General features: G+C 58.2%; 18 protein-coding genes. 6 read left to right on the top strand and 12 right to left on the bottom strand.

Going from position 1 to position 20375, the window contains the following annotated elements:
* Genes ASB66_RS12885 through cysG form a run of 3 tightly spaced genes read right to left on the bottom strand, consistent with a single transcriptional unit; the run spans window position 1 to window position 3463 of the window.
* On the bottom strand, window positions 1-1674 hold the full coding sequence (locus tag ASB66_RS12885; RefSeq protein ID WP_060715571.1) for a nitrite/sulfite reductase: 1674 nt from the start codon (window positions 1672-1674) through the stop codon (window positions 1-3).
* A 14-nt stretch (window positions 1675-1688) separates the two neighbouring features.
* Complete coding sequence (locus ASB66_RS12880) at window positions 1689-2003, bottom strand: DUF2849 domain-containing protein (RefSeq protein WP_060715572.1); 315 nt, start codon at window positions 2001-2003, stop codon at window positions 1689-1691.
* Window positions 2004-2005: 2 nt separating this feature from the next.
* Complete coding sequence (gene cysG / locus ASB66_RS12875; protein WP_060715573.1) at window positions 2006-3463, bottom strand: siroheme synthase CysG; 1458 nt, start codon at window positions 3461-3463, stop codon at window positions 2006-2008.
* A 274-nt stretch (window positions 3464-3737) separates the two neighbouring features.
* Between cysG and ASB66_RS12870 the strand changes: the two genes are divergently transcribed.
* From ASB66_RS12870 to ASB66_RS12860, 3 genes are all read left to right on the top strand, one after another.
* Window positions 3738-4325 carry a deaminase gene (locus ASB66_RS12870; RefSeq protein ID WP_060715574.1) on the top strand — a complete coding sequence of 196 codons (588 nt, stop codon included), beginning with the start codon at window positions 3738-3740 and terminating at the stop codon, window positions 4323-4325.
* Window positions 4326-4348: 23 nt separating this feature from the next.
* Complete coding sequence (mazG, locus tag ASB66_RS12865; RefSeq protein ID WP_060715575.1) at window positions 4349-5191, top strand: nucleoside triphosphate pyrophosphohydrolase; 843 nt, start codon at window positions 4349-4351, stop codon at window positions 5189-5191.
* Window positions 5192-5402: 211 nt separating this feature from the next.
* The gene (locus ASB66_RS12860) at window positions 5403-6473 is read left to right on the top strand and encodes a hypothetical protein (protein WP_060715576.1); all 1071 of its coding nucleotides are present in this window, start codon (window positions 5403-5405) and stop codon (window positions 6471-6473) included.
* 22 nt (window positions 6474-6495) lie between these two features.
* Here ASB66_RS12860 and hflX read toward each other — a convergent pair whose 3' ends face one another.
* The 7 genes from hflX to dusB all read right to left on the bottom strand — a co-directional run bounded on the left by hflX (window position 6496) and on the right by dusB (window position 15876).
* Window positions 6496-7845 (bottom strand): GTPase HflX, encoded by a 1350-nt coding sequence (hflX, locus tag ASB66_RS12855; protein ID WP_114386588.1) that lies wholly within the window; start codon window positions 7843-7845, stop codon window positions 6496-6498.
* A gap of 142 nt (window positions 7846-7987) precedes the next feature.
* Complete coding sequence (hfq, locus tag ASB66_RS12850; RefSeq protein ID WP_003539403.1) at window positions 7988-8230, bottom strand: RNA chaperone Hfq; 243 nt, start codon at window positions 8228-8230, stop codon at window positions 7988-7990.
* A 193-nt stretch (window positions 8231-8423) separates the two neighbouring features.
* Window positions 8424-9788: a nitrogen assimilation response regulator NtrX gene (ntrX, locus tag ASB66_RS12845; RefSeq protein ID WP_060715577.1), complete on the bottom strand. Its 1365-nt coding sequence runs from the start codon at window positions 9786-9788 to the stop codon at window positions 8424-8426.
* On the bottom strand, window positions 9778-12057 hold the full coding sequence (locus ASB66_RS12840; protein WP_060715578.1) for a sensor histidine kinase NtrY-like: 2280 nt from the start codon (window positions 12055-12057) through the stop codon (window positions 9778-9780). Before ASB66_RS12840 ends, ntrX begins: the two co-directional genes overlap by 11 nt.
* A gap of 206 nt (window positions 12058-12263) precedes the next feature.
* Entirely contained in the window at window positions 12264-13715 is a 1452-nt protein-coding gene (gene ntrC / locus ASB66_RS12835) for a nitrogen regulation protein NR(I) (RefSeq protein WP_060715579.1), read from the bottom strand.
* Window positions 13712-14881, bottom strand: coding sequence for a two-component system sensor histidine kinase NtrB (locus ASB66_RS12830; RefSeq protein ID WP_060715580.1), 1170 nt, complete (start codon window positions 14879-14881; stop codon window positions 13712-13714). The genes ntrC and ASB66_RS12830 overlap by 4 nt, the downstream gene beginning before the upstream one ends.
* Complete coding sequence (gene dusB / locus ASB66_RS12825; RefSeq protein WP_060715581.1) at window positions 14878-15876, bottom strand: tRNA dihydrouridine synthase DusB; 999 nt, start codon at window positions 15874-15876, stop codon at window positions 14878-14880. Before dusB ends, ASB66_RS12830 begins: the two co-directional genes overlap by 4 nt.
* A 165-nt stretch (window positions 15877-16041) precedes the next feature.
* On the opposite strand from dusB, the gene ASB66_RS12820 reads away from it, so the two are divergent.
* Window positions 16042-17265: a bifunctional 2-C-methyl-D-erythritol 4-phosphate cytidylyltransferase/2-C-methyl-D-erythritol 2,4-cyclodiphosphate synthase gene (locus ASB66_RS12820; RefSeq protein ID WP_060715582.1), complete on the top strand. Its 1224-nt coding sequence runs from the start codon at window positions 16042-16044 to the stop codon at window positions 17263-17265.
* Window positions 17262-17756 (top strand): CinA family protein, encoded by a 495-nt coding sequence (locus tag ASB66_RS12815; protein ID WP_060715583.1) that lies wholly within the window; start codon window positions 17262-17264, stop codon window positions 17754-17756. The genes ASB66_RS12820 and ASB66_RS12815 overlap by 4 nt, the downstream gene beginning before the upstream one ends.
* Before the next feature lie 12 nt (window positions 17757-17768).
* On the opposite strand, the gene ASB66_RS12810 is transcribed toward ASB66_RS12815, so the two are convergent.
* Window positions 17769-18221: a type II toxin-antitoxin system RatA family toxin gene (locus ASB66_RS12810; RefSeq protein ID WP_060715584.1), complete on the bottom strand. Its 453-nt coding sequence runs from the start codon at window positions 18219-18221 to the stop codon at window positions 17769-17771.
* Between the two features lie 242 nt (window positions 18222-18463).
* On the opposite strand from ASB66_RS12810, the gene ASB66_RS12805 reads away from it, so the two are divergent.
* Window positions 18464-19789 carry an MFS transporter gene (locus tag ASB66_RS12805; protein WP_060715585.1) on the top strand — a complete coding sequence of 442 codons (1326 nt, stop codon included), beginning with the start codon at window positions 18464-18466 and terminating at the stop codon, window positions 19787-19789.
* A gap of 14 nt (window positions 19790-19803) precedes the next feature.
* On the opposite strand, the gene ASB66_RS12800 is transcribed toward ASB66_RS12805, so the two are convergent.
* Window positions 19804-20373, bottom strand: coding sequence for a P-loop NTPase family protein (locus ASB66_RS12800; protein ID WP_060715586.1), 570 nt, complete (start codon window positions 20371-20373; stop codon window positions 19804-19806).
* Window positions 20374-20375: the final 2 nt, after the last annotated feature.

Here is a 20375-nt window from a genome sequence, read left to right as displayed (position 1 = left end):
TCAGGCGGCTTCGGCGGATGCGCCGCCATACAGGGCTTCCTTGAAGGGCTTTGGCCCGACGCGGCGATAAGCCTCAAGGAAGGTTTCCTTCGGATCGAGTCGCAGCGCCAGATAGGTATCGACCACGGTCTCCACCGCATCCGTCACTTTTTCCGGCTCAAAGCCGCGACCGATGATTTCGCCGATGGACGAATTTTCATCACCCGATCCGCCAAGCGTGATCTGATAAAGCTCCGCACCCTTCTTTTCCACCCCCAGCAGACCGATATGGCCGACATGGTGATGGCCGCAGGCATTGATGCAGCCGGAAATCTTGATTTTCAGCTCACCAATCTCAGCCTGACGCGCCTGAGAGCCAAAGCGCGTGGAAATCGCCTGCGCCACCGGAATGGCGCGGGCATTGGCCAGCGCACAATAGTCCAGCCCGGGACAGGCAATAATGTCGGTGATCAGGCCCGCATTGGCCGTGGCAAGGTTTGCGCCCGACAGCGCCTGATACAGCGCCGGCAGATCGGCCATCGCCACATGCGGCAGGATCAGGTTCTGCTCATGGCTGACGCGGATTTCGTCAAAGCCAAAGCGCTCGGCCAAATCCGCCACCAGATCCATCTGGGCATCGCTGGCATCACCGGGAATGCCACCAATCGGCTTCAGAGAAATCGTCACCATGCCGTAATCGGGATGCTTATGCGGCTGCACATTTTGCGCAAGCCAGGTGGCAAAACCGTCATCCGCCTTCTTGGCTTTGGCCAGAACTTCCCAGCCTTCCGGGCGCTCAACCAAGTCAGGCAGGGCAAAATAGCTCTCGATGGCGCGAATATCGGCATCGGGCAGCTTCAGCACACTGTCCTTCAGGTTTGCGAATTCCGCATCGATCTGACGGGTCAGTTCTTCCGTGCCGGTTTCGTGCACGAGGATCTTGATCCGCGCCTTGTATTTGTTGTCGCGGCGACCATGCAGATTATAAACCCGCACAATGGCGGTGATATAGGACAGCATGTCTTCTTCGGGCAGGAAGTCCTTGATCTTCTTGGCAATCATCGGCGTTCTGCCCTGACCGCCACCGACATAGACGGCAAAGCCAAGATTTCCGCTTTCGTCTTTCTTCACATGCAAGCCAATATCATGCACCTGGATGGCAGCGCGGTCGCGCTCAGCCCCTGTCACGGCAATCTTGAACTTGCGCGGCAGGAAGGAAAATTCCGGGTGTACCGAAGACCATTGCCGCAGGATTTCAGCGTAAGGACGTGGATCGGCAACCTCGTCCTGCGCCGCACCGGCAAAATGGTCGGCGGTGACATTGCGGATACAGTTGCCGGAGGTCTGGATGGCGTGCATCTCGACGCTGGCCAGTTCTTGCAGAATATCGGGCGTATCCGACAGTTTTGGCCAATTATACTGGATATTCTGCCGTGTGGTGAAATGACCATAGCCACGGTCATATTTGCGCGCCACATGGGCCAGCATCCGCATTTGCTTGGCGTTCAACGTGCCATAGGGAATGGCGACGCGCAGCATATAGGCGTGCAATTGCAGATAAACGCCATTCATCAGCCGAAGCGGCTTGAACGCATCTTCCGCCAACTCGCCGGACAAGCGGCGACCTACCTGATCGCGAAACTGGTCCACGCGGGCCGCAACAAAGGCGTGGTCGAATTCATCGTAACGATACATGTCTTTCCTCAGCCTTAAACGGCAACAAAATCGGGATCAGCATGACCATGCCCGTCCGCATAGGGAATGGTCGGGCCTGCGGCGCGGATACGCTCACGCAGACGCAGAGGCCAGAGCTTTCCCTCCCGCTCTTCCACATCGACCACGGCGACGTCAACAACGAGATTATTGGTAAAGTCCCGTTTGCCGTTAGCTTCCAGCGCCGCGACAGCCTCGGCATGACGGGCAACCAGCGAGGCTTGCAGGTCTTCCACCCATTGGCCAGAGGCATCGAGCCAGACGGCGATGCCATCGCTCAAACGGTTGGCGGTCAAGACTTTCTCTGCCATTGTCAAACCCTCGTCATCTGCTGTTGATCGGCCTTGGCCAGGGCAAGACGCGCCTGCGCCAACGGCATCGATCGCTCGAAATTCGCACCCGCCACCGCATCGCCGATAATGACCATCACGGGTCCGGTCAATTCCGTCATGCCTTCCAGACCCGGCAATTCCCGCAGCGTGCCATGCAGCAGCCTGCGGTCACCCCGCCCGGCATTTTCCACCACGGCAACCGTCGTGTCCTGCGCCAGACCACCGGCAATCAGCCGTTCAGCCACCGAGGCCGCCACCGTGCGGCCCATATAGACGGCGACGGTTGCGCCTGATAGCGCCAGCCGCGCCCAATCGGGCAGAACATCGCCGGTCAGGTCATGACCGGTGGTAAAGACCAGCGAGGACGAGACGCCACGCAAGGTCAAGGGCAATTCGAAATCGGCTGCCGCTGCCAGCGCCGAGGTGACACCAGGCACGATCTCATAAGCGATACCGGCATCGCGCAGCGCCGCCATTTCCTCACCAGCCCGACCGAAAATCAAGGGGTCGCCGGATTTCAGCCGCACGACACGTTTTCCAGCATGCCCGAGCGACACAAGGAGATCATTGATCTCGCTCTGCGACTTGGAGTGACACCCCTTGCGCTTGCCGACCGGAATGCGGTCCGCATCGCGCCGGCCCATATCGACCACGGCCTGCGGCACCAGCGCATCGTAAACAATGGCGTCAGCTTCCATCATCAGCCGATGGGCGCGCAATGTCAGCAGGTCTTCCGCCCCCGGCCCTGCCCCGACCAGAAAGATCCGACCTTCCGGCACGGTATTGGCCGCCGACTTCAGCAGCTTTGTCGCCCGGCGACGCGCGGACTTCACATCGCCGCCTTCCATGGCATCCGCCACGTCGCCTTGAAAGAAAGAGCGCCAGAACAAACGGCGCGCCACGCCGCGCGGCACAAGCCTGTCAACAGCATGACGATAGCTATTGGCCAACCGCCCCAGCTTGCCCACCGACCTCGGCAATTGCCGGTCAATTCCGGCGCGGATCATCTGGGCCAGCACTGGCCCGACGCCTTCCGTGCCAATCGCCACCGCAATCGGGGCGCGATTGACAAGAGCTGGCGTGTAAAAATCACAATAATCCGGCTGATCGACGGCATTGGCGGGAATTTTTTGCAGCCGAGCCGCATCAACAATCATCCGATCCGCCGCGCCATCACCGGTGGCGGCAAAAACCATGGCCATTCCCGCCAGAAGATCCGGAGAAAACGGCGCGGGATTGGTCTCGATGGTTTTTCGCTTCAGAAAGGCTGAATAAGCAGGCTCCGGGTCCTGGGTAAAGGCGATGATCGTTGCTGATGTATTAGCAATCAGCCGAGCCTTAGCAAAGGCCTCGTCGCCATCGCCGAACACAGCCAATTTCGCGCCGGAAACGCGAAAAAACGCCGGAAAAACCGCCAGCTTGTCAGACTCGATGCTCAAAGACCCATTCCTTGTTATCTCGCCATTATCCGGGAAAACAGCGCTCTTATGAAGAAACACGAATCTGCCTTCCCGACAGCATCGATATTTCTATCCTAACGCATTTGAAGATAAGAGCAAAACCAACCCGCCCCGGCAATTTTCAATCAATACGCAGAGTAAGGCTTTCCCTTGGCCCTTGCTTGCCGCTAAATGCGCTGCGAGTTTGTCCGGCAAACGTGTCCACCGATTTTGCCGAAACGACAAAGACGAATTTCAAGGAGCGCCGCCCATCATGACCGATCAAAATCTCACCGCCAGATTGCTTGACGTGATCGAGCAGGACATCATTCCGCTGACGGAAAAGGGCGTGGCCGACGGCAACAAGATTTTCGGCGCGGCAATCTTGCGCAAATCGGACCTGTCGCTGGTGCTGGCGGAAACCAATAACGAGTTGGAAAATCCGCTCTGGCATGGCGAAGTCCATACGCTGAAGCGCTTTTACGAAATGGGCGAGCGCCCACCGACATCAGAGTTGATTTTTCTCTCCACCCACGAACCCTGCACCATGTGCATGTCGGCGATCACCTGGGCCGGTTTTGACAATTTCTATTATTTCTTCAGCCATGAGGATAGCCGCGATGCTTTCGCCATTCCCCATGACCTGAAAATTCTGAAGGAAGTGTTCGGGCTGGAGCCCGGCGGCTATCGCAAGCAGAACGCCTTCTGGCACAGTTTCGCCATCAACGACATGATTGAAGTGGAAGACGATGCAATTCGTGGGGAGTTGCTGACACAGGCCCAGAAGATCAGAGGCCTCTATGGCAATCTGTCCGGCCAATACCAATCAGCCAAGAGCGGCAACGACATTCCGCTCAACTGATCTTTCTTGAATAAGGAAAAACCATGCAGCCTTCACAGGATATCGCCCGGCTGATCGAAATCATGGCGGCGCTTCGCGATCCGCAAACCGGCTGCCCCTGGGACATTGTCCAGACCTTCGAAACGATCAAGCCTTATACGCTGGAAGAGGCGTATGAAGTGGCCGACGCCATCGAGCGCAATGATCCCGACGATCTCTGCGAAGAATTGGGCGATCTTCTGCTGCAAGTGGTGTTTCATGCGCGGATTGCCGAAGAGGCCGGACTGTTTTCGTTCGGCGACGTGGTCGAGGCAGTAACCTCCAAGATGATCCGGCGTCACCCGCATGTGTTTGCCCGCTCGGATGCCGATACGCCCGAGGCCGTCAAGCTGCAATGGGATGCGATTAAAAAGCAGGAAAAACAGGAAAGAGCCGAACGCCGTGCAGCGCGCGGTGTGGCCGAGGTGTTTAAAGACGGTCATCTCGGCTCGGTGCAGCGAACGTTTCCAGCCTTGACGGAGGCCGTCAAACTTCAGGAACAGGCTGCAAAGGTTGGGTTCGATTGGGCTGAGGCAGAACCCATTCTCGACAAGATCGAGGAGGAGATCGCTGAACTGCGCGAAGCGCTCCAGGCCGGGCAGCCAGACAAGATAAAGGACGAGTTGGGGGATTTGATTTTCGCTCTGGTCAATATCGGTCGACACACCGGCAGCGATCCCGAGCAAGCCCTGCGGGGAACGAATGTGAAATTCAGAAGGCGTTTCGGCCATATCGAAAAATCCTTGGCCGCCGAAAAATCATCGCTGAATGAGGCCAGCCTTGAGCAGATGGAAACGCTTTGGCAGGCGGCAAAGCAGCTGGAACGCGGCGGCATAACTGATGGCTAGCCAAAATCCAATCGTGGGCCACACGCCCCGATTTTGACTTTAAAACACCCACTGGATTTCCTTAAAAGCGCAATCGTATCGGTGGATGCGATTGCGCACATGATCGCGGAACTCCATTCTCGCACAAGTTATCATTTATAATTATTTTTAATAAATATTATATCGACAACGCTTGCCTCGGAGCTGGCCAGTCGCTTGTGGAGCTCGCATCATGAACGTACACGTCAAGACCAAGCCACCCGGACAGGCACCGCAGCCCGCAGACATTGCCCACTTCATGCAGATTCTCTCCTGTATCCCGGATGTGCAGACGGCATGCTGGATGGGAACGGAGTTCCTTGCTCAACTGGCGCCGCAGGACCTCCAGGAGGCAACGGTGGCGTTGTCGCATGTTCACCCGTTCTTCTTGCCCGATATCGATAACGATGCCGCTGAAAACCTCAAACTTTGCCTTGGTCGGTTTGCCGAAACGGTCCTTCAGGCGCGATTGACCGCTCATCGGGCCAAAAATCTCAACCTGCTTGTGGCTGGCACGCCGGGATCGGCAGACAGTGTCGGACATGCTCTGCGCAAGACGCTCGGGCTGCGCTCAGCCAATCTCGTCACCATGGCCTATTCGGATTATTCAGCCTCCCTGTTTGGAGCCAATCTCAGCTCAAAAGAGTTGGACGAACTGGCCTTGCAGCGCAACGGGCTGGACGGTGTCGGATATGTGGCAGAGCATCCGGTGCTTTGTACGCCCTATGTTGCCCGACAAATGGCGCTCTATGGCATCAGGCCGATCGTTACCACCCGCAACTTTTTCGTTTCCCTGATCTGCACGGATGACGCGCTGATGCAAGCAAGAGGCTTGCAGAACAGCATGGGTGAAGGCTTTTTCGATGATGGACTGCCCGCCTGCTACCAGGATCTACCCTTGGAAAAACGCCTGGATCTGCTGGTGGACGCGCAAGCCGTCTGGTACGCGCAATTTGTCGCCAGTTGGCAGAAATGCGAGGCGAGTGGACAGGTGAAGCCGCTCTGGGTTTCCTATGAAAAGGATATTCTCGGAGATGTGCACCCTTTGGCCGGGAAAATTGCCGATTTTATTGGTGGTCATCACGCTGACGCGACGGCCATTGCCCAGGCACTGACCGATGAGAAAGCTACCAACACCATAATGGCCGACAAAAGTCTCCCATATCGTGCAAAAATCATACCCGTACCCATCCGCGACCGCGCCATGACGATCTTTGATCGCTATGCGGGGGACGCTGATCTGAAAAGCCTGTTTGGAGAATAGGTCCAGAGTTAAGCTGGGCTATTCAGTCCCAATCCTCGCTGCGAACCGGCTGTATCAGACCAAGCTTGCGCTCCAACGCGCTGGCTTGCTGCTCTGACAGCCGCAAATCGAGTGAAACCGAGCCATTATCTCGGTCCTCTCGGCTGTCCACCATGGTGTTCTCATAGACCCAGGAGATCAGGGAGAGTTTGTCTGGTGGCAAAATTACCGTGGTTTCCGTCACCACACCGGAAAGCCGCTGAGCGATCTCGGCCATCAGGGCGTCAACCCCCTCACCCGTAACCGCCGAAACAGCCATCACGTTTTTCCGGCCAATTGCTTTTTCAGCAATAGCCTGATGGGCTTCCGGCTCCAACCGGTCGATCTTGTTCCAAACCTCAATAATGCGTTCGTCACGCTCTTTTTCATCAATGCCGAGGTCGGAGAGAATCCGCATAACATCACCCGCCTGCGCACCATTATCCGGGTCGGCCATGTCGCGCACATGCAGGATCAGGTCCGCTTCCAGCACTTCTTCAAGCGTAGCGCGAAAGGCTGCGACCAGATGGGTCGGCAGGTCCGAGATGAAGCCAACCGTATCCGAAAGGATAACGGTGCGGCCTTGTGGCAATTTCATGCGGCGCAGCGTCGGGTCCAGCGTGGCAAACAGCATATCCTCGGCCAGCACGCCTGCCCCGGTGATCCGGTTAAACAGCGTCGATTTTCCGGCATTGGTATAGCCGACAAGGGCAACGATCGGATGCGGCACCTTGCGACGCTTGGCGCGGTGCAGTTGCCGGGTGCGAACCACTTGCTCCAGTTCTCGTTCCAGCCGCACAATACGATCCTGCAACATCCGCCGGTCGGCCTCGATCTGGGTTTCGCCAGGACCACCCATGAAACCTGCACCGCCGCGCTGACGCTCCAAGTGGGTCCAGCTGCGCACCAAGCGGCCCTTCTGGTAATTCAGATGGGCGAGATCGACCTGCAATGTGCCCTCCTTAGTGGAGGCGCGGCGGCCGAAGATTTCCAGGATCAGACCCGTGCGATCGATGACCTTGGCATTCCATTGCTTTTCCAGATTGCGCTGCTGCACCGGCGTCAATGGATGATCGACAATGACCAGACCGGCATCATGGCTATCGAGCAGCGCCTTGATTTCCTCGATCTTGCCGCTACCGATCAGGGTGGCCGGACGCGGCTGGTTGACGGTAACGATCAGGCCTTGCACGATTGTCAGATCGATGGCGCGGGCAAGGCCCATGGCCTCTTCCAGCCGGCTCTCGTGGCTGCGGGTCGTGGTCGGACCAAGCTCAGCCGAGGCCTTTTCACTGGAACGGGCCTGCTTCAACACTGGAACAAGAACCACGGCGCGCATGTCGTCGCGGTGCATTTCCTGTTCGGGAATAATGCTATCGGATGTGGTGTCTCGGTTGGCTATAGCCGTTGTCCTGTTGTTAAACGCCAAAAATGGATTGTTCCGCCTGTCCAACGGAAATCAACCCATTCTGTTCCGGCAGGAAGTCTTATCGAATTTATGATGCGGCTTCTTCGCTTTCAAACATCTGCATGGGCTGGCCCGGCATGATGGTCGAAATGGCGTGCTTGTAGACGAGCTGGGAATGCCCATCGCGACGCAACAGCACGCAGAAATTATCGAACGAGGTGACGACGCCGGTCAGCTTCACGCCGTTGATCAGGAAAATAGTGAGGGAAATCTTCTGCTTGCGAACCGTATTGAGAAATAGGTCCTGCAAATTCTGAGAACGTTCCGCCATGGCGCCGCTTCTTTCTATCTTGCCGGTCGGGGATGCCGGTTGCAATTTTCTAATTTTTTTGGACAGGCTTCCCCAAATGCCCATCAGTCATGTTTGGTATCAAATCGGAAGTCGTTCCGCAATCGGGAAAACCTCAAGCGAATTCATTGTCAAATTGCAATGGTTTCCCCGTCTCGCCCCTGCCCAGGCCAGCTCAAACACCCAGCGACTTCAACTTCCGATGTAGCGCCGATCGCTCCATGCCGACAAATTCCGCCGTCCGGGAGATATTGCCGCCAAAGCGATTGATCTGAGCGATCAGATAATCGCGTTCGAACATTTCGCGGGCTTCGCGCAGCGGCAAAGTCATGATCTGGTAATCGCTGCGACCGGAGACTTTCGGCAGCATTTCGCCAAGATCCGTTGGCAGCATTTCCGCATTGATCGGTACATCGGCCCCATCGTTCTGGGTCAGGATCAGCAGCCGCTCGATATTGTTGCGCAATTGGCGAATATTGCCCGGCCAGTCATGAGCCTGCAACACCGCCATCGCGTCCTCACCGATCTTGCGCTGGCGAATACCGGCCTGTTCGGCGATATGGCGCATCAGCATATCCACGAGGAATGGAATATCTTCGCGACGCTCAGCCAGCGGCGGCACCCGCACCGGCACCACCGCCAGGCGATGAAACAGATCCTCGCGGAACCTTCCTTCGGCAATCAGGCTTTCAAGATTATAGGCGCTGGAGGAAATGATCCGCACATCGACCTTGACCCGTTTGTTGCCACCGACACGCTCGAATTGCTGATCGACCAGCACCCGCAGGATCTTGTTTTGGGTCTCGCGCGGCATTTCGCCGACTTCATCCAGATAGAGGATACCGCGATGTGCCTCTTCCAGCGCGCCAATGCGCCGCGACTGGCCGGGGCCGCCTTCGGTGCCGAACAGCGCCACTTCCATGCGGTCAGGGGTGATGGCCGCGGCATTCAGCGTCACGAACGGCCCGGCGGCGCGGGCCGAGCGTTTATGGATCATCCGCGCCACCAACTCCTTGCCGCTACCGGACGGGCCGACGATCATGATCCGGCTATTGGTCGGTGCGATCTTCTCGATGGTCTGGCGCAGTTGCGACACCGCCACCGAACTGCCAATCAACTCGTTGGCATCGCCGGTGCGCCGTTTCAATTCAGTCACTTCACGTTTCAGCTTGGAATTTTCCAGCGCCCGCTCGGCAATCATGATCAACCGGTCGGCCTTGAACGGCTTTTCGATGAAGTCGAACGCGCCGCGCTTGATGGCCGACACCGCCGTTTCGACATTGCCATGCCCCGAAATCATCACCACCGGCAGGTCGGGATGCCGGGCCTTGATTTCGTCCAGCAAGGCCAGCCCGTCCAACCGGCTGCCATGCATCCAGATATCGAGAAAAATCAGCCGGGGCGCCCGGTCGGAAATCGCCGCAAGCGCGCTGTCAGCGTCATGCGCCGTGCGGGTTTCGTGCCCTTCGTCGCTCAAGATACCGGAGACGATCTCGCGAATGTCTTCCTCGTCGTCAACCACCAGGATGTCAGAGGCCATAAGCTGCTTCCTTATCATGTTCTTCAGTGGCGGCAGAGGCTGCCCCGGCTTGGCGCGGCAGCACAACGCGGATCATCGCGCCACGCCCACCGTCGAATTCTGCCGGCGCATCATGCAATTCAAGCTGACCGCCATGTTCTTCAATGATTTTCTTAACGATGGCGAGGCCGAGGCCCGTGCCCTTCTCCCGCATCGTCATATAGGGCTCCAGAATGCGGTGGCGATTATCGACCGGCAGTCCCTTGCCGTTATCGATGATATCCACCACGAAACCGTCACGTCCCTCGTCCGTTGTCGCCCTGATCCACACCCGGCCCGGCAGTTTTTCAGCATCGGAGGGAACAGCCTCAATTGCTTCCACCGCATTCTTGATCAGATTGCCGAAGGCCTGGGCCAGCATACGGGCATCGAACGAACCCTCGAGCGGAAACCCACCGACGTCGCGAATGAATTCACAATCGCTATGGCCCATTTCCCGCAGGAAGATCGCGTCCTTCAAGACGTCGCGCAGGTCAGCCGGCTGCTTGGTCGGCTTCGGCATCCGGGCAAAGGACGAGAACTCATCCACCATCCGACCGATATCCTCGACCTGACGGACAATCGTATCTGTGCACTGGTCAAAGACCTGCCGGTCCTCGCTGGCGATCTGCTTGCCAAAACGGCGCTTCAATCGCTCTGCCGAGAGCTGGATCGGGGTCAGCGGGTTCTTGATCTCATGGGCGATACGGCGCGCCACATCGGCCCAGGCCGTGGAGCGCTGGGCAATCACCAGATCCGTGATGTCATCCAGCGTAATCACGTAGGATTCGGTGGCGTTGCGGGTTTCTTCTCGCGTCACCTGCACCGACAAGGTCCGCTCCTTGCCGCTGCGCACCAGATTGATCTGCTTGCGGAAATCACCGCGATGGCGAAGCCCCGCTTCGGCAAACACCGTGTTGATCTCAGGGGCAACCGTTTCCAGCTTCTCGCCCAGCAACTGATCGGCACCACGCGCCAGAAACAGTTCCGCCGAAGGATTGACGATGGTGATCCGGCCATCATCCTCGACGCCGATCACCGCCGCTGTCACGCCCGACAGCACCGCTTCAATGAAGCGGCGGCGGTCATCGACCTCGTCCTTGGCCTCCAGAATTTCATCGCGCTGGGTGCGGATCTGGGAAATCATCTTGTTGAAGGTGCGCGACAGGCTGCCCACATCGCCATCGGCAACTCTGACCGGCACCACGACGTTCATATTGCCTGACGCGACATTGTCGGCAGCGCCGATCAACAGCCGGATCGGCCGAACGATGCGGTCGGCAACAGCAATCGCGGTCCAGATGGCAGCCAGCAGCACGATCAATGCGAATCCGAGATAGAGGACGGCAAAGGCGATTTGCAGCGTGGTGCGTCCCGCCTCCATCGATTTGTATTCGGCGGTATTGTCCTCCATCTCCCGCATGGCCCGCATGACCTTCGGATCAACGGCACGGATGGTGTAGAGATAGGCACCACTCAGCGAATCCATCTTGATGATCCCGCCGACCAGATTGGTGACACCTGGTGGGATCAGCGTTGGCTGGCCAGCAGCGGCCTTGTCCAACGCATCCTGCGGAATGGCGGGCAGCGGCTTTTCAGTCGAGATATCGGCCTGAATGATGGGCGTGCCGTCCTTGCGGACCAGAAAGGCTCCCAGCAGCCCGCGTCCCTTGGCCTGACGGGTCATCAACTCGATAAAACCGGTGCGGTCGAGGAAGAATAACGGCCGGTTTCGCTCCAGATCCGTCGCCATGGAAATCGTCTGGCCCTGCAAATAGCTGGCATTTTCCAGCATATAGGCCTGGGCCACATTCATCGATGAATTGATGATGCTCTGGGTGCGGATGGAAAACCACCGATCCAGGCCGACATTGAGGGTAATACTGGCGAAAATCGCCACCAGGATTGCTGGCGTAATCGCCACAATCGAAAACAGCACGACGATGCGAACATGCAGCCTGGCCGCCGCCCGCCCCCGACGTCGTGCTTTGACGAGGCGACTGACCTCCCGACCAATCAGGAACAGCAGACCAAGCACGAAAAGCGTATTGATGACGACAGAGCCGATCAGCACATTCGAGGTCGGCGCAATCGGAGTGAGACCGAGAAGGACCGGCAGGGTGAACATGGCACAGGCTAGCGCGCCCCCGGCCAGAATCAGGCCTGGCAAGGCAAAGGAGGACTTGCGCTCCTGCAGCAGTGTCAGTGCTGCTTCCTCTTCGGTCTGCCCCGCAGGCCGCCGCGTTTTCATCCAGTCTCGTCTCCGCAAACGGAAAGATGAGATGCCTTATCGGCAAACTAAGTCTCTGCTGCACCCTGATGATACGGGATGCAGACAGAACCGCGTCCCACGACCGAAGACGCAGGATCACGAAACGAAGCCTTACCGTTAAAGCTCTCCACCGTTGCTATTGAGCAACGCATTGTGGCGAAATTGCAACGCTTGTCAGGCGAATGTCAAGCACTCCGCGAGCTTCTGTAAACCGAAACACCCAATTCGCGGATTTTCTTGCGCAGCGTATTTCGGTTCAAACCCAAAAGATCGGCGGCCTTGATCTGGTTTCCACGGGTGGCGGTCAGGGCCGCCAGGATCAGTGGATATTCCATTTCGGTCAAAACCCGGTCGTAAAGGCCGGGCGGCGGCAGGTTATCGCCAAAGGACGCGAAGTAGCTGCGCATATTTTCCTCGACCGCCTGGGCAATGGTCATATGACCGCCGCCCGAACCGGCTTTGGAAAGCGGGCTGTCGGTAATGTCCGAGCGCAGTTCCTGCTCGATGATTTCGCGGGTGATAACATCCTGTGGATAAAGCGCCATCAACCGGCGCACCAGGTTCTCCAGCTCACGAACATTGCCGGGCCAGGCATAGGATTTCATCACTTCGAGCGCTTCCTGCTCGAATCGCTTGGCGTCCAGACCTTCCTTCTCACCCTGCTGGATGAAATGGCGCACCAGATCGGCAATATCCTCCGCCCGGTCGCGCAACGGCGGCAGGCGCAGCGGCACGACGTTCAGGCGATAGTAGAGGTCTTCGCGAAACAGGCCCTGGTTGATCGACTGTTTCAGATCCTTGTTGGTGGCTGCAACGATGCGCACATCGGTACGGATCGGCGTGCGCCCGCCGACCGTGGTATATTCACCCTGCTGTAAAACGCGCAGGAGCCGGGTCTGGGCATCCATCGGCATGTCGCCAATTTCGTCCAGAAACAGCGTGCCGCCCTCGGCCTGCTCGAAACGTCCGGTGGAGCGGTTCTGCGCCCCGGTAAACGCACCCTTTTCGTGGCCAAACAGCTCTGATTCGATCAGGTCACGCGGAATAGCCGCCATATTGATCGCCACGAAGGGACCGTTACGGCGCTTGCCGTAATCATGCAGCGCCTTGGCGACCAATTCCTTGCCCGTGCCGGATTCGCCCGTGATCATCAGCGTCAGATCGGTCTGCATCAGCCGGGCCAGAACCCGGTAGATTTCCTGCATGGCGGCGGAACGACCGACCAGCGGCATACCGTCCTGCATGTCATCGCCCAGCCGTGCCGGCTTTTTCTTCGGCTCGGCCAGAGCTCTGCCGATAATGGCGATCAGTTCCGTCAGGTCGAAGGGCTTGGGTAGATAGTCATAGGCGCCCTTTTCCGAAGCGCGGATGGCGGTCATAAAGGTGTTCTGGGCGCTCATCACCAAAACCGGCAGGTCAGGCCTGGCCTTCTTGATGCGCGGCAGGAGATCGAAGGCGTTTTCATCCGGCATGACCACATCGGTAACCACAAGATCGCCCTCACCGGCTGAAATCCAGCGCCACAGGGTTGCGGCATTCGACGTGATGCGGACATCGTAACCAGCACGGCTCAGCGCCTGGTTCAAAACGGTGCGGATCGCAGCATCGTCATCGGCAACAAGGATAGTGGCTGTCATCTTGATCTTCCCACGGATTTCGCAAAGGGAGCGTCGTCATCAACCGTTTCCTTGGAAACCGGCATCAACACGCGGAATAGTGTCCGGTTGCCCTGACTGTCGCATTCAACAATACCGCCGTGGCCGCCGATGATCTTCGCCACCAGGGCAAGGCCCAGCCCGGACCCGTTGGTCTTGGTGGTGATGAACGGATCAAACAGATGCGGCAGAAGGTCGGATGGCACACCCGGCCCGTTATCGGCGACGCAGAATTCCAGCGGCAGCGAGATCTTTTCCCGCGATCCGGCAACCGACAGCCGTATGCCGGGGCGATAGGCCGTGGTCAGCTGGATTTCGCCATCGGCCCGGTCGCCCACCGCCTCGGCGGCATTCTTGATCAGATTCAAAAACACCTGGACCAGTTGATCCCGGTTGGCAAACACCGGCGGCAGCGACGGATCGTAGCTCTCGGTGATCTTCAAATGCCGGGCAAAGCCTGCTTGGGCGATGGCCTTCACATGGTCCAGCACCGAATGGATATTGATCGAGGTGCGGTCCACGGGCCGCTCGTCGGAGAAGATCTCCATACGGTCGACCAGCGAGACGATCCGGTCGGTCTCGTCGCAGATCAGCCGGGTCAGGCTGCGATCCTCGGGAGGCACGGAGCTTTCCAGCAATTGCGCCGCCCCGCGAATGCCGGACAGCGGGTTCTTGATTTCATGGGCAAGCATCGAGGCAAGACCGGTAACAGACCGGGCTGCGGCGCGGTGGGTGAGCTGACGATCGATCTTGTCGGCCATCGAGCGTTCCTGAAACACCACGACGACAGCGCCCGGCTCGACAGTGACCGGGGCAACGTAGAGATCGACCAGCTTGTCCTGGCCAAGCCGGGGGGAACTGAGATCGACACGGTATTCATTGACCGGTGCCCGCCGCTCCCGCACCTGATCGATCAATTCCAGCAACGGGCTGCCAAACGGAATGAAGGTGGAAATCTTGTGACGGGCGAGATGGCTGGCACTGGCGCCGAAAAACGCCTCGGCCTCCCAATTTGCAAAAACGATATGTCCCTCGCCATTGACCATGACCACCGGGTTCTGGATGGCGTTGAGCACAGCCATTGCCAATACATTTCCAGCGGCTGGACCAGCCCCTGAGCCATCGCCGGGTTTCGTATCACTGCTCATGCGGCCTCCTCAAGCGGGTTTGGTGCCGCGCCAGCCAGCGCCGCAAACAGGCGGTCGGCGACATGGTCGGGATCTTTCGATGTCATCAGCGCAGTCTTTTCGGCAGGATCAAGCTGCACACCATGCCGCTCCAGATACCAGCCGACATGCTTTCGCGCATGGCGAACGCCGACATGCGCGCCGTAATGATCCAGCATGGCACGGTAATGGGCGACGGCAATCGCCGGAATTTCATCCGCGCTTGGTGGCGCGTGGCCAGCCAGCACACCCGCATGCCAGGGACGACCCTGGCAGGCACGCCCCAGCATAATCGCATCGGCACCAGACCGGCGCAGAATCTCCTGCGCATCATCAAGGGTGTCGATATCGCCGTTGGCAATCAAAGGAATGGAAATCGCATCACGCACGGCAGCAATCGCATCCCAATCGGCCCGGCCTTCGTAAAACTGCATGCGGGTGCGGCCATGCACGGTGATTGCCTGCACACCGGCATCCTGCGCACGGCGCGACAGGTATGGCGCGTTGATCGAATCGGAATCCCAGCCAAGCCGCATCTTGACGGTGACGGGGACTGAAACGGCCTTCACCGTCGCCTCGATCATCGCCAGCGCAATCTCCGGCTCGCGCATCAGCGCCGATCCCGCATAGCCGCCAATGACTTTCTTGGCCGGACAACCCATATTGATGTCGATAATATCGGCGCCATTGGCCTCGGCAATTTTCGCGGCCTCCGCCATCCAATGCGGATCACGCCCGGCCAATTGCACCATATGCGGGGTAAGGCCTGCCCCTTTCAGCCGCGACCAGCTTTCCGCCGCGTTGAACACAAGTTCGCGGCTGGCAACCATTTCCGTTACCACCAGCCCTGCCCCATGGCGAAAGGCCAATTGCCGAAACGGCAGGTCGGTGACGCCGGACATCGGCGCAAGCACGACGCGGTTGCGAATGGCAACCGAGGCAATGCTAAACCCTGTCTGGAGATCCGGCTGCGGCAAATGTCTATCTTTCGGGCAAGATACTAATTTGCCCGATTTTTAGACATAAAAAAGATCATTGCCAAGCTCTTTCCAAGCGATACCGACAATTTTTCGGGCAAATGCTGGAAAACTTTTGACCGCACCGATAGACAGGCGGAAATCTGTTTCAAACACTGGAATGACATGGTGCATATTCAAGCGGACGGGGCAAGGTCAACAGCGGTGATATTGGTCGCGGCAGGCCGAGGAGAGCGCGCTGGCGCCTCCAGCGAAGGACCGAAGCAATATCGGAAGATTGGCGGAAAACCGGTAATTGTCCATAGCCTATTGGGCTTCAAAGATCTTCTCCCGCAGGCGCGCCTGATCGTCGTCATTCATCCCGACGACGAGGCTTTGCTGGCCAAGGCTCTCGCCCCCCATCCGCAGCTCGCTGCCTCGCTGACCATCACCCATGGCGGCAAAACCCGGCAGCAATCGGTTCTGGCTGGCTTGAAAGCCTTGCGGGATCAAAAGCCGGATTATGTGCTGATCCATGACGCGGTTCGTCCGTTTTTCGATCAGCCGATGCTGCAACGGATTATCGCCAGGCTTGACGATGGCGCCGAAGCTGTCTTGCCCGCCATCCCAGTGACCGATACGCTCAAACGTGGTGATGAGAATGCCCGAGTCGTCGATACCGTGGGGCGCGCCGGGCTTTTTGCGGCCCAGACACCGCAGAGCTTCGTCTACGCGAAGATAGCGACTGCCCATGAAGACGCAGCAACCGCCGGGCGGGACGATTTTACCGACGATGCGGCCATCGCCGAATGGGCGGGACTGACCGTGCATCTGGTGGAAGGCTCGCCCGACAACATGAAACTGACCGTGAAACGGGATCTTGAAATGGCCGATGCCCGCCTCTCCCATGCTGCCCTTCCCGATGTGCGCACCGGCAATGGCTATGATGTCCACCAACTGGTGCCGGGCGACGGCGTAACGCTTTGCGGCATTTTCATTGCCCATGACCAGGCCTTGAGCGGTCATTCCGATGCCGATGTCGCCTTGCATGCGCTGACCGATGCGCTGCTGGCCACCTGCGGCGCTGGCGATATCGGCGACCACTTCCCGCCGTCAGACCCGCAATGGCGCGGTGCCGCCTCCCGGATCTTTCTGGAGCATGCCGCCAACATCGTGCGCGACGCGGGCGGCACGATTATGAATGCCGATATTTCGCTGATCGCCGAAGCCCCGAAAATCGGCCCGCATCGCCAGATCATGCGCGAAAAACTCTCCGAGATTCTCGGCATTGCGCTGGAGCGCTGCTCGGTCAAAGCCACGACCAATGAGAAAATCGGCTTTGTCGGCCGGGGCGAAGGCATCGCGGCTATCGCCACTGCGACCGTGGTTTTTCAAGGAAAGCCGCAATGAGCCTGTTTCCCGACGATCTGGAAAAGGCCGCCCGGACCATCATTGAAGACTTCACCAGACGCGGCTTGACCATTGCCACCGCCGAATCCTGCACCGGCGGATTGATCGCTGGCCTGCTGACCGAAATTGCCGGATCATCCGCCGTAGTGGATCGCGGCTACGTCACCTATTCCAACCAGGCCAAGATGGACATGCTCGGCGTGCCATCGCTGACGCTGGAAACCTATGGCGCCGTATCGCGCGAAACGGCGCTGGCCATGGCCCACGGCGCCCTCTACCGCTCCGGCGCCTCCGTTTCGGTTGCGGTGACCGGTATCGCCGGGCCGGGCGGTGGGAGTGACGAGAAGCCGGTGGGGCTGGTGCATCTGGCATCGGCCAGCCGATCCGGCGCAATCCTGCATCACGCAATGCGTTATGGCGACCTTGGACGTGAAGGCATACGGTTGGAAACCATGCGCACTGCGCTCACCATGCTGACCGAAATTGCTTAACTGCACGGCGCTTTAAGCGGTCCCATAAACCTTATTGGCCCTGGTCTCGAACGCCTCGGAAAACATCCGGAATGCCCGGTCGAACATCGAGCCCATCAGGGCACCGAGAATCATGCTTTTGAACTCGTAATCGATGTAGAAATTCACCGCGCAGGTGCCATCCTCGAGGTCTTCGAAACGCCAGCGATTGTCGAGATATTTGAACGGGCCTTCTAGATATTTGACATCGATGGCCCGCTCGTCCGGCTTCAACAGCACTTGAGAAACGAAGGTCTCGCGGATCGCCTTGTAGCCCACGGTCATATTGGCGATCAGCAAAGTCTTGCCGTCGCGCTCCTTGCGCGATTGCACGGCAAGTTCCTCACAAAGCGGCACGAATTCGGGATAGCGCTCGACATCGGCGACGAGCTCATACATGCGATCGGCTGAGTGCTGGACAATACGGCGGGTTTCAAACTTCGGCATAAGCCGCACTTAATCCTGCGCAACGGCAAGATCAAGAAGTCGCGTCTGTGGTTTGGGAAATTTACAGGGAAATTCCTCAAAACAGCACCTGAAATATCGTCCTGATAAAAATTCACAGCAAAGTGAAACCGAAATTTCCGGTTGCTGGCAACGCCTCATCTGAGATGCTAGCCTTCCCTCATTCAAAGTCACGAAGTCGCTAAGCTGTTTTAGAATCGAATTATTTTAGCAAGGAACCGCCAATGGCCGCTCCCAAGACCAACGACAATATAGCCACACCTAAACCTCTCCAGGGCAAGGACCTCCGCAAGATCATGCTGGCCAGCGTGATCGGCACCACAATCGAGTGGTACGACCTGTTCATTTTTGCCACCGCCTCGGCGCTGGTGTTCAACAAGGTGTTCTTTCCCAGCGTCGATCCGCTGGTCGGCACCCTGCTGGCGTTCAGCACCTTCGCCTCCGCCTACCTGTCACGCATGGTGGGCGCAGCGCTTTTCGGCCATTTCGGCGACAGGCTGGGGCGAAAATCGACATTGATGCTATCACTGAGTCTGATGGGTATTGCCACTTTCGCCATCGGCCTTTTGCCCGGCTATGAAACACTCGGGGTATGGGCTCCTATCCTCCTCGTCGTGCTGCGGCTTTTGCAGGGGCTGGCGCTGGGCGGAGAATGGGGTGGAGCAGTGCTTCTGGCGGTGGAACACGCACCGCAAAACAAGCGCGGGCTTTACGGGTCCTGGGTGCAGATCGGCGTTCCCGCCGGTACGTTTCTGGCCAATTCTGCCTTTCTGATCTTATCCTCGGTCCTCTCGGAACAGAGCTTCCTGCTCTGGGGTTGGCGGGTGGCGTTTCTGATCAGCATCGTGCTCGTCGCCATCGGGTTCTATGTCCGCCTGTCAGTGAGCGAAACCCCAGCATTCGCCCGCCACAGACAACAGGCAGAGACGCAGCGCCTGCCGCTCGCCGATCTCATGCGGCGGCATTGGGCAAAGGTTCTGCTTGGTGGCTTTGCTACCCTGTCTATCGGCTCATCTTTCAATCTGATCGCGGTATTCGGGCTGTCCTACGGCACACAGACGCTGCATTTTCCCAAGCAGGAGGTATTGGCGATGATCCTGATCGCCTGCGCGGTCTGTGTTGTGCTTCTGCCGGTGTTTGGCGCACTTTCAGACCGGGTCGGTCGCCGAAACGTTATTCTCGCCGGGATTTTTGCGGAAATCCTGTTTGCCTTCCCGATGTTCTGGCTGATGGATCACGGCGGATTGCCGGGCGTACTTCTTGGATTCCTGCTGATGATGAGCGCCTTTGCCGCCAATTTCGGACCGATTGCCACGTTTCTGTCAGAACTGTTCGAGACCGGCGTGCGCTATACCGGCCTATCGATCTGCTACATGCTGGCCGGCGTGCTGGGCAGTGCAATGACCCCAATCATCACCTCCTGGCTGGTGGCCACCACAGGCAGCGCTGCTTCCGTGGCATGGTATATCATGGGAGCTTCCGCCGTTTCCGCCGTGACGCTGCTGGTGCTTTCCAGCCGCAGGCAACCGGCGGCAGCGTTTGCAGCGTAAAGCGGAAGAAGCCCCTACCCTGAAGCGCCGGCGAGGTCGAGAAACCGCGCGACCTCTCGGCGGGATTTCAGCACCAGAACCGGAACGTCCTGGCCGTGAAGGTCGAAATTGCGGATGAAGATCGGGGCGTGCTTGCGCTCAAAATTCCAGATGTAAGAAAGGAATTCGCGATCAGGCAACGGCTCCTTACAGCCTTCGGCCATGGCAACGCGCACTTTTCCATAGTTACGCAACACGCGTCCGGCGATACCCCGAAGGCAAGCCATCCGAGACATTTTTACCCAGATCACCAGATCTGTCCGAGGTAATCGCAAATCGAACGTCGAAGGGCCACTCCCGTCCATGACCCAACGATCATGTGAGACCAATTCAGCAATAATGTCTCGCTGAGCGTGCCTATCTCTTTGCTGCCAGCCGGGAAGCCAACGGACATCCCGATCAATCGATTGATAGTCGAGATTAAAGCGAGACGCGAGCTTTTGCGACAAGGTGGTTTTGCCACCTCCCGAACAACCGACAACCATGATCCTGTTGCTGCGACCAAGAAGATCGGCGGCGGCAGGTGTATCTACGTAGCGAACCATAT

The sequence above is a fragment of the Gillisella vitis genome (assembly GCF_001541345.2).
GTDB classification, from domain to species: domain Bacteria; phylum Pseudomonadota; class Alphaproteobacteria; order Rhizobiales; family Rhizobiaceae; genus Allorhizobium; species Allorhizobium vitis.
The sequence above is the reverse complement of the archived record's forward strand: the minus strand, read 5'-3'. Positions and strand labels throughout refer to the sequence as shown.

Excerpts from the sequence above, each read along its gene's own strand:
- ASB66_RS12815 (WP_060715583.1), top strand. The coding sequence starts at position 17,262 with ATGAGCCTGTTTCCCGACGATCTGGAAAAGGCCGCCCGGACCATCATT.
- ASB66_RS12840 (WP_060715578.1), bottom strand. The coding sequence starts at position 12,057 with ATGAAAACGCGGCGGCCTGCGGGGCAGACCGAAGAGGAAGCAGCACTG.
- ASB66_RS12830 (WP_060715580.1), bottom strand. The coding sequence starts at position 14,881 with ATGAGCAGTGATACGAAACCCGGCGATGGCTCAGGGGCTGGTCCAGCC.
- ASB66_RS12870 (WP_060715574.1), top strand. The coding sequence starts at position 3,738 with ATGACCGATCAAAATCTCACCGCCAGATTGCTTGACGTGATCGAGCAG.
- ntrC (WP_060715579.1), bottom strand. The coding sequence starts at position 13,715 with ATGACAGCCACTATCCTTGTTGCCGATGACGATGCTGCGATCCGCACC.
- ntrX (WP_060715577.1), bottom strand. The coding sequence starts at position 9,788 with ATGGCCTCTGACATCCTGGTGGTTGACGACGAGGAAGACATTCGCGAG.
- ASB66_RS12805 (WP_060715585.1), top strand. The coding sequence starts at position 18,464 with ATGGCCGCTCCCAAGACCAACGACAATATAGCCACACCTAAACCTCTC.
- ASB66_RS12800 (WP_060715586.1), bottom strand. The coding sequence starts at position 20,373 with ATGGTTCGCTACGTAGATACACCTGCCGCCGCCGATCTTCTTGGTCGC.
- ASB66_RS12860 (WP_060715576.1), top strand. The coding sequence starts at position 5,403 with ATGAACGTACACGTCAAGACCAAGCCACCCGGACAGGCACCGCAGCCC.
- ASB66_RS12810 (WP_060715584.1), bottom strand. The coding sequence starts at position 18,221 with ATGCCGAAGTTTGAAACCCGCCGTATTGTCCAGCACTCAGCCGATCGC.
- hflX (WP_114386588.1), bottom strand. The coding sequence starts at position 7,845 with ATGCACCGCGACGACATGCGCGCCGTGGTTCTTGTTCCAGTGTTGAAG.
- hfq (WP_003539403.1), bottom strand. The coding sequence starts at position 8,230 with ATGGCGGAACGTTCTCAGAATTTGCAGGACCTATTTCTCAATACGGTT.
- ASB66_RS12880 (WP_060715572.1), bottom strand. The coding sequence starts at position 2,003 with ATGGCAGAGAAAGTCTTGACCGCCAACCGTTTGAGCGATGGCATCGCC.
- ASB66_RS12820 (WP_060715582.1), top strand. The coding sequence starts at position 16,042 with ATGGTGCATATTCAAGCGGACGGGGCAAGGTCAACAGCGGTGATATTG.
- ASB66_RS12885 (WP_060715571.1), bottom strand. The coding sequence starts at position 1,674 with ATGTATCGTTACGATGAATTCGACCACGCCTTTGTTGCGGCCCGCGTG.
- mazG (WP_060715575.1), top strand. The coding sequence starts at position 4,349 with ATGCAGCCTTCACAGGATATCGCCCGGCTGATCGAAATCATGGCGGCG.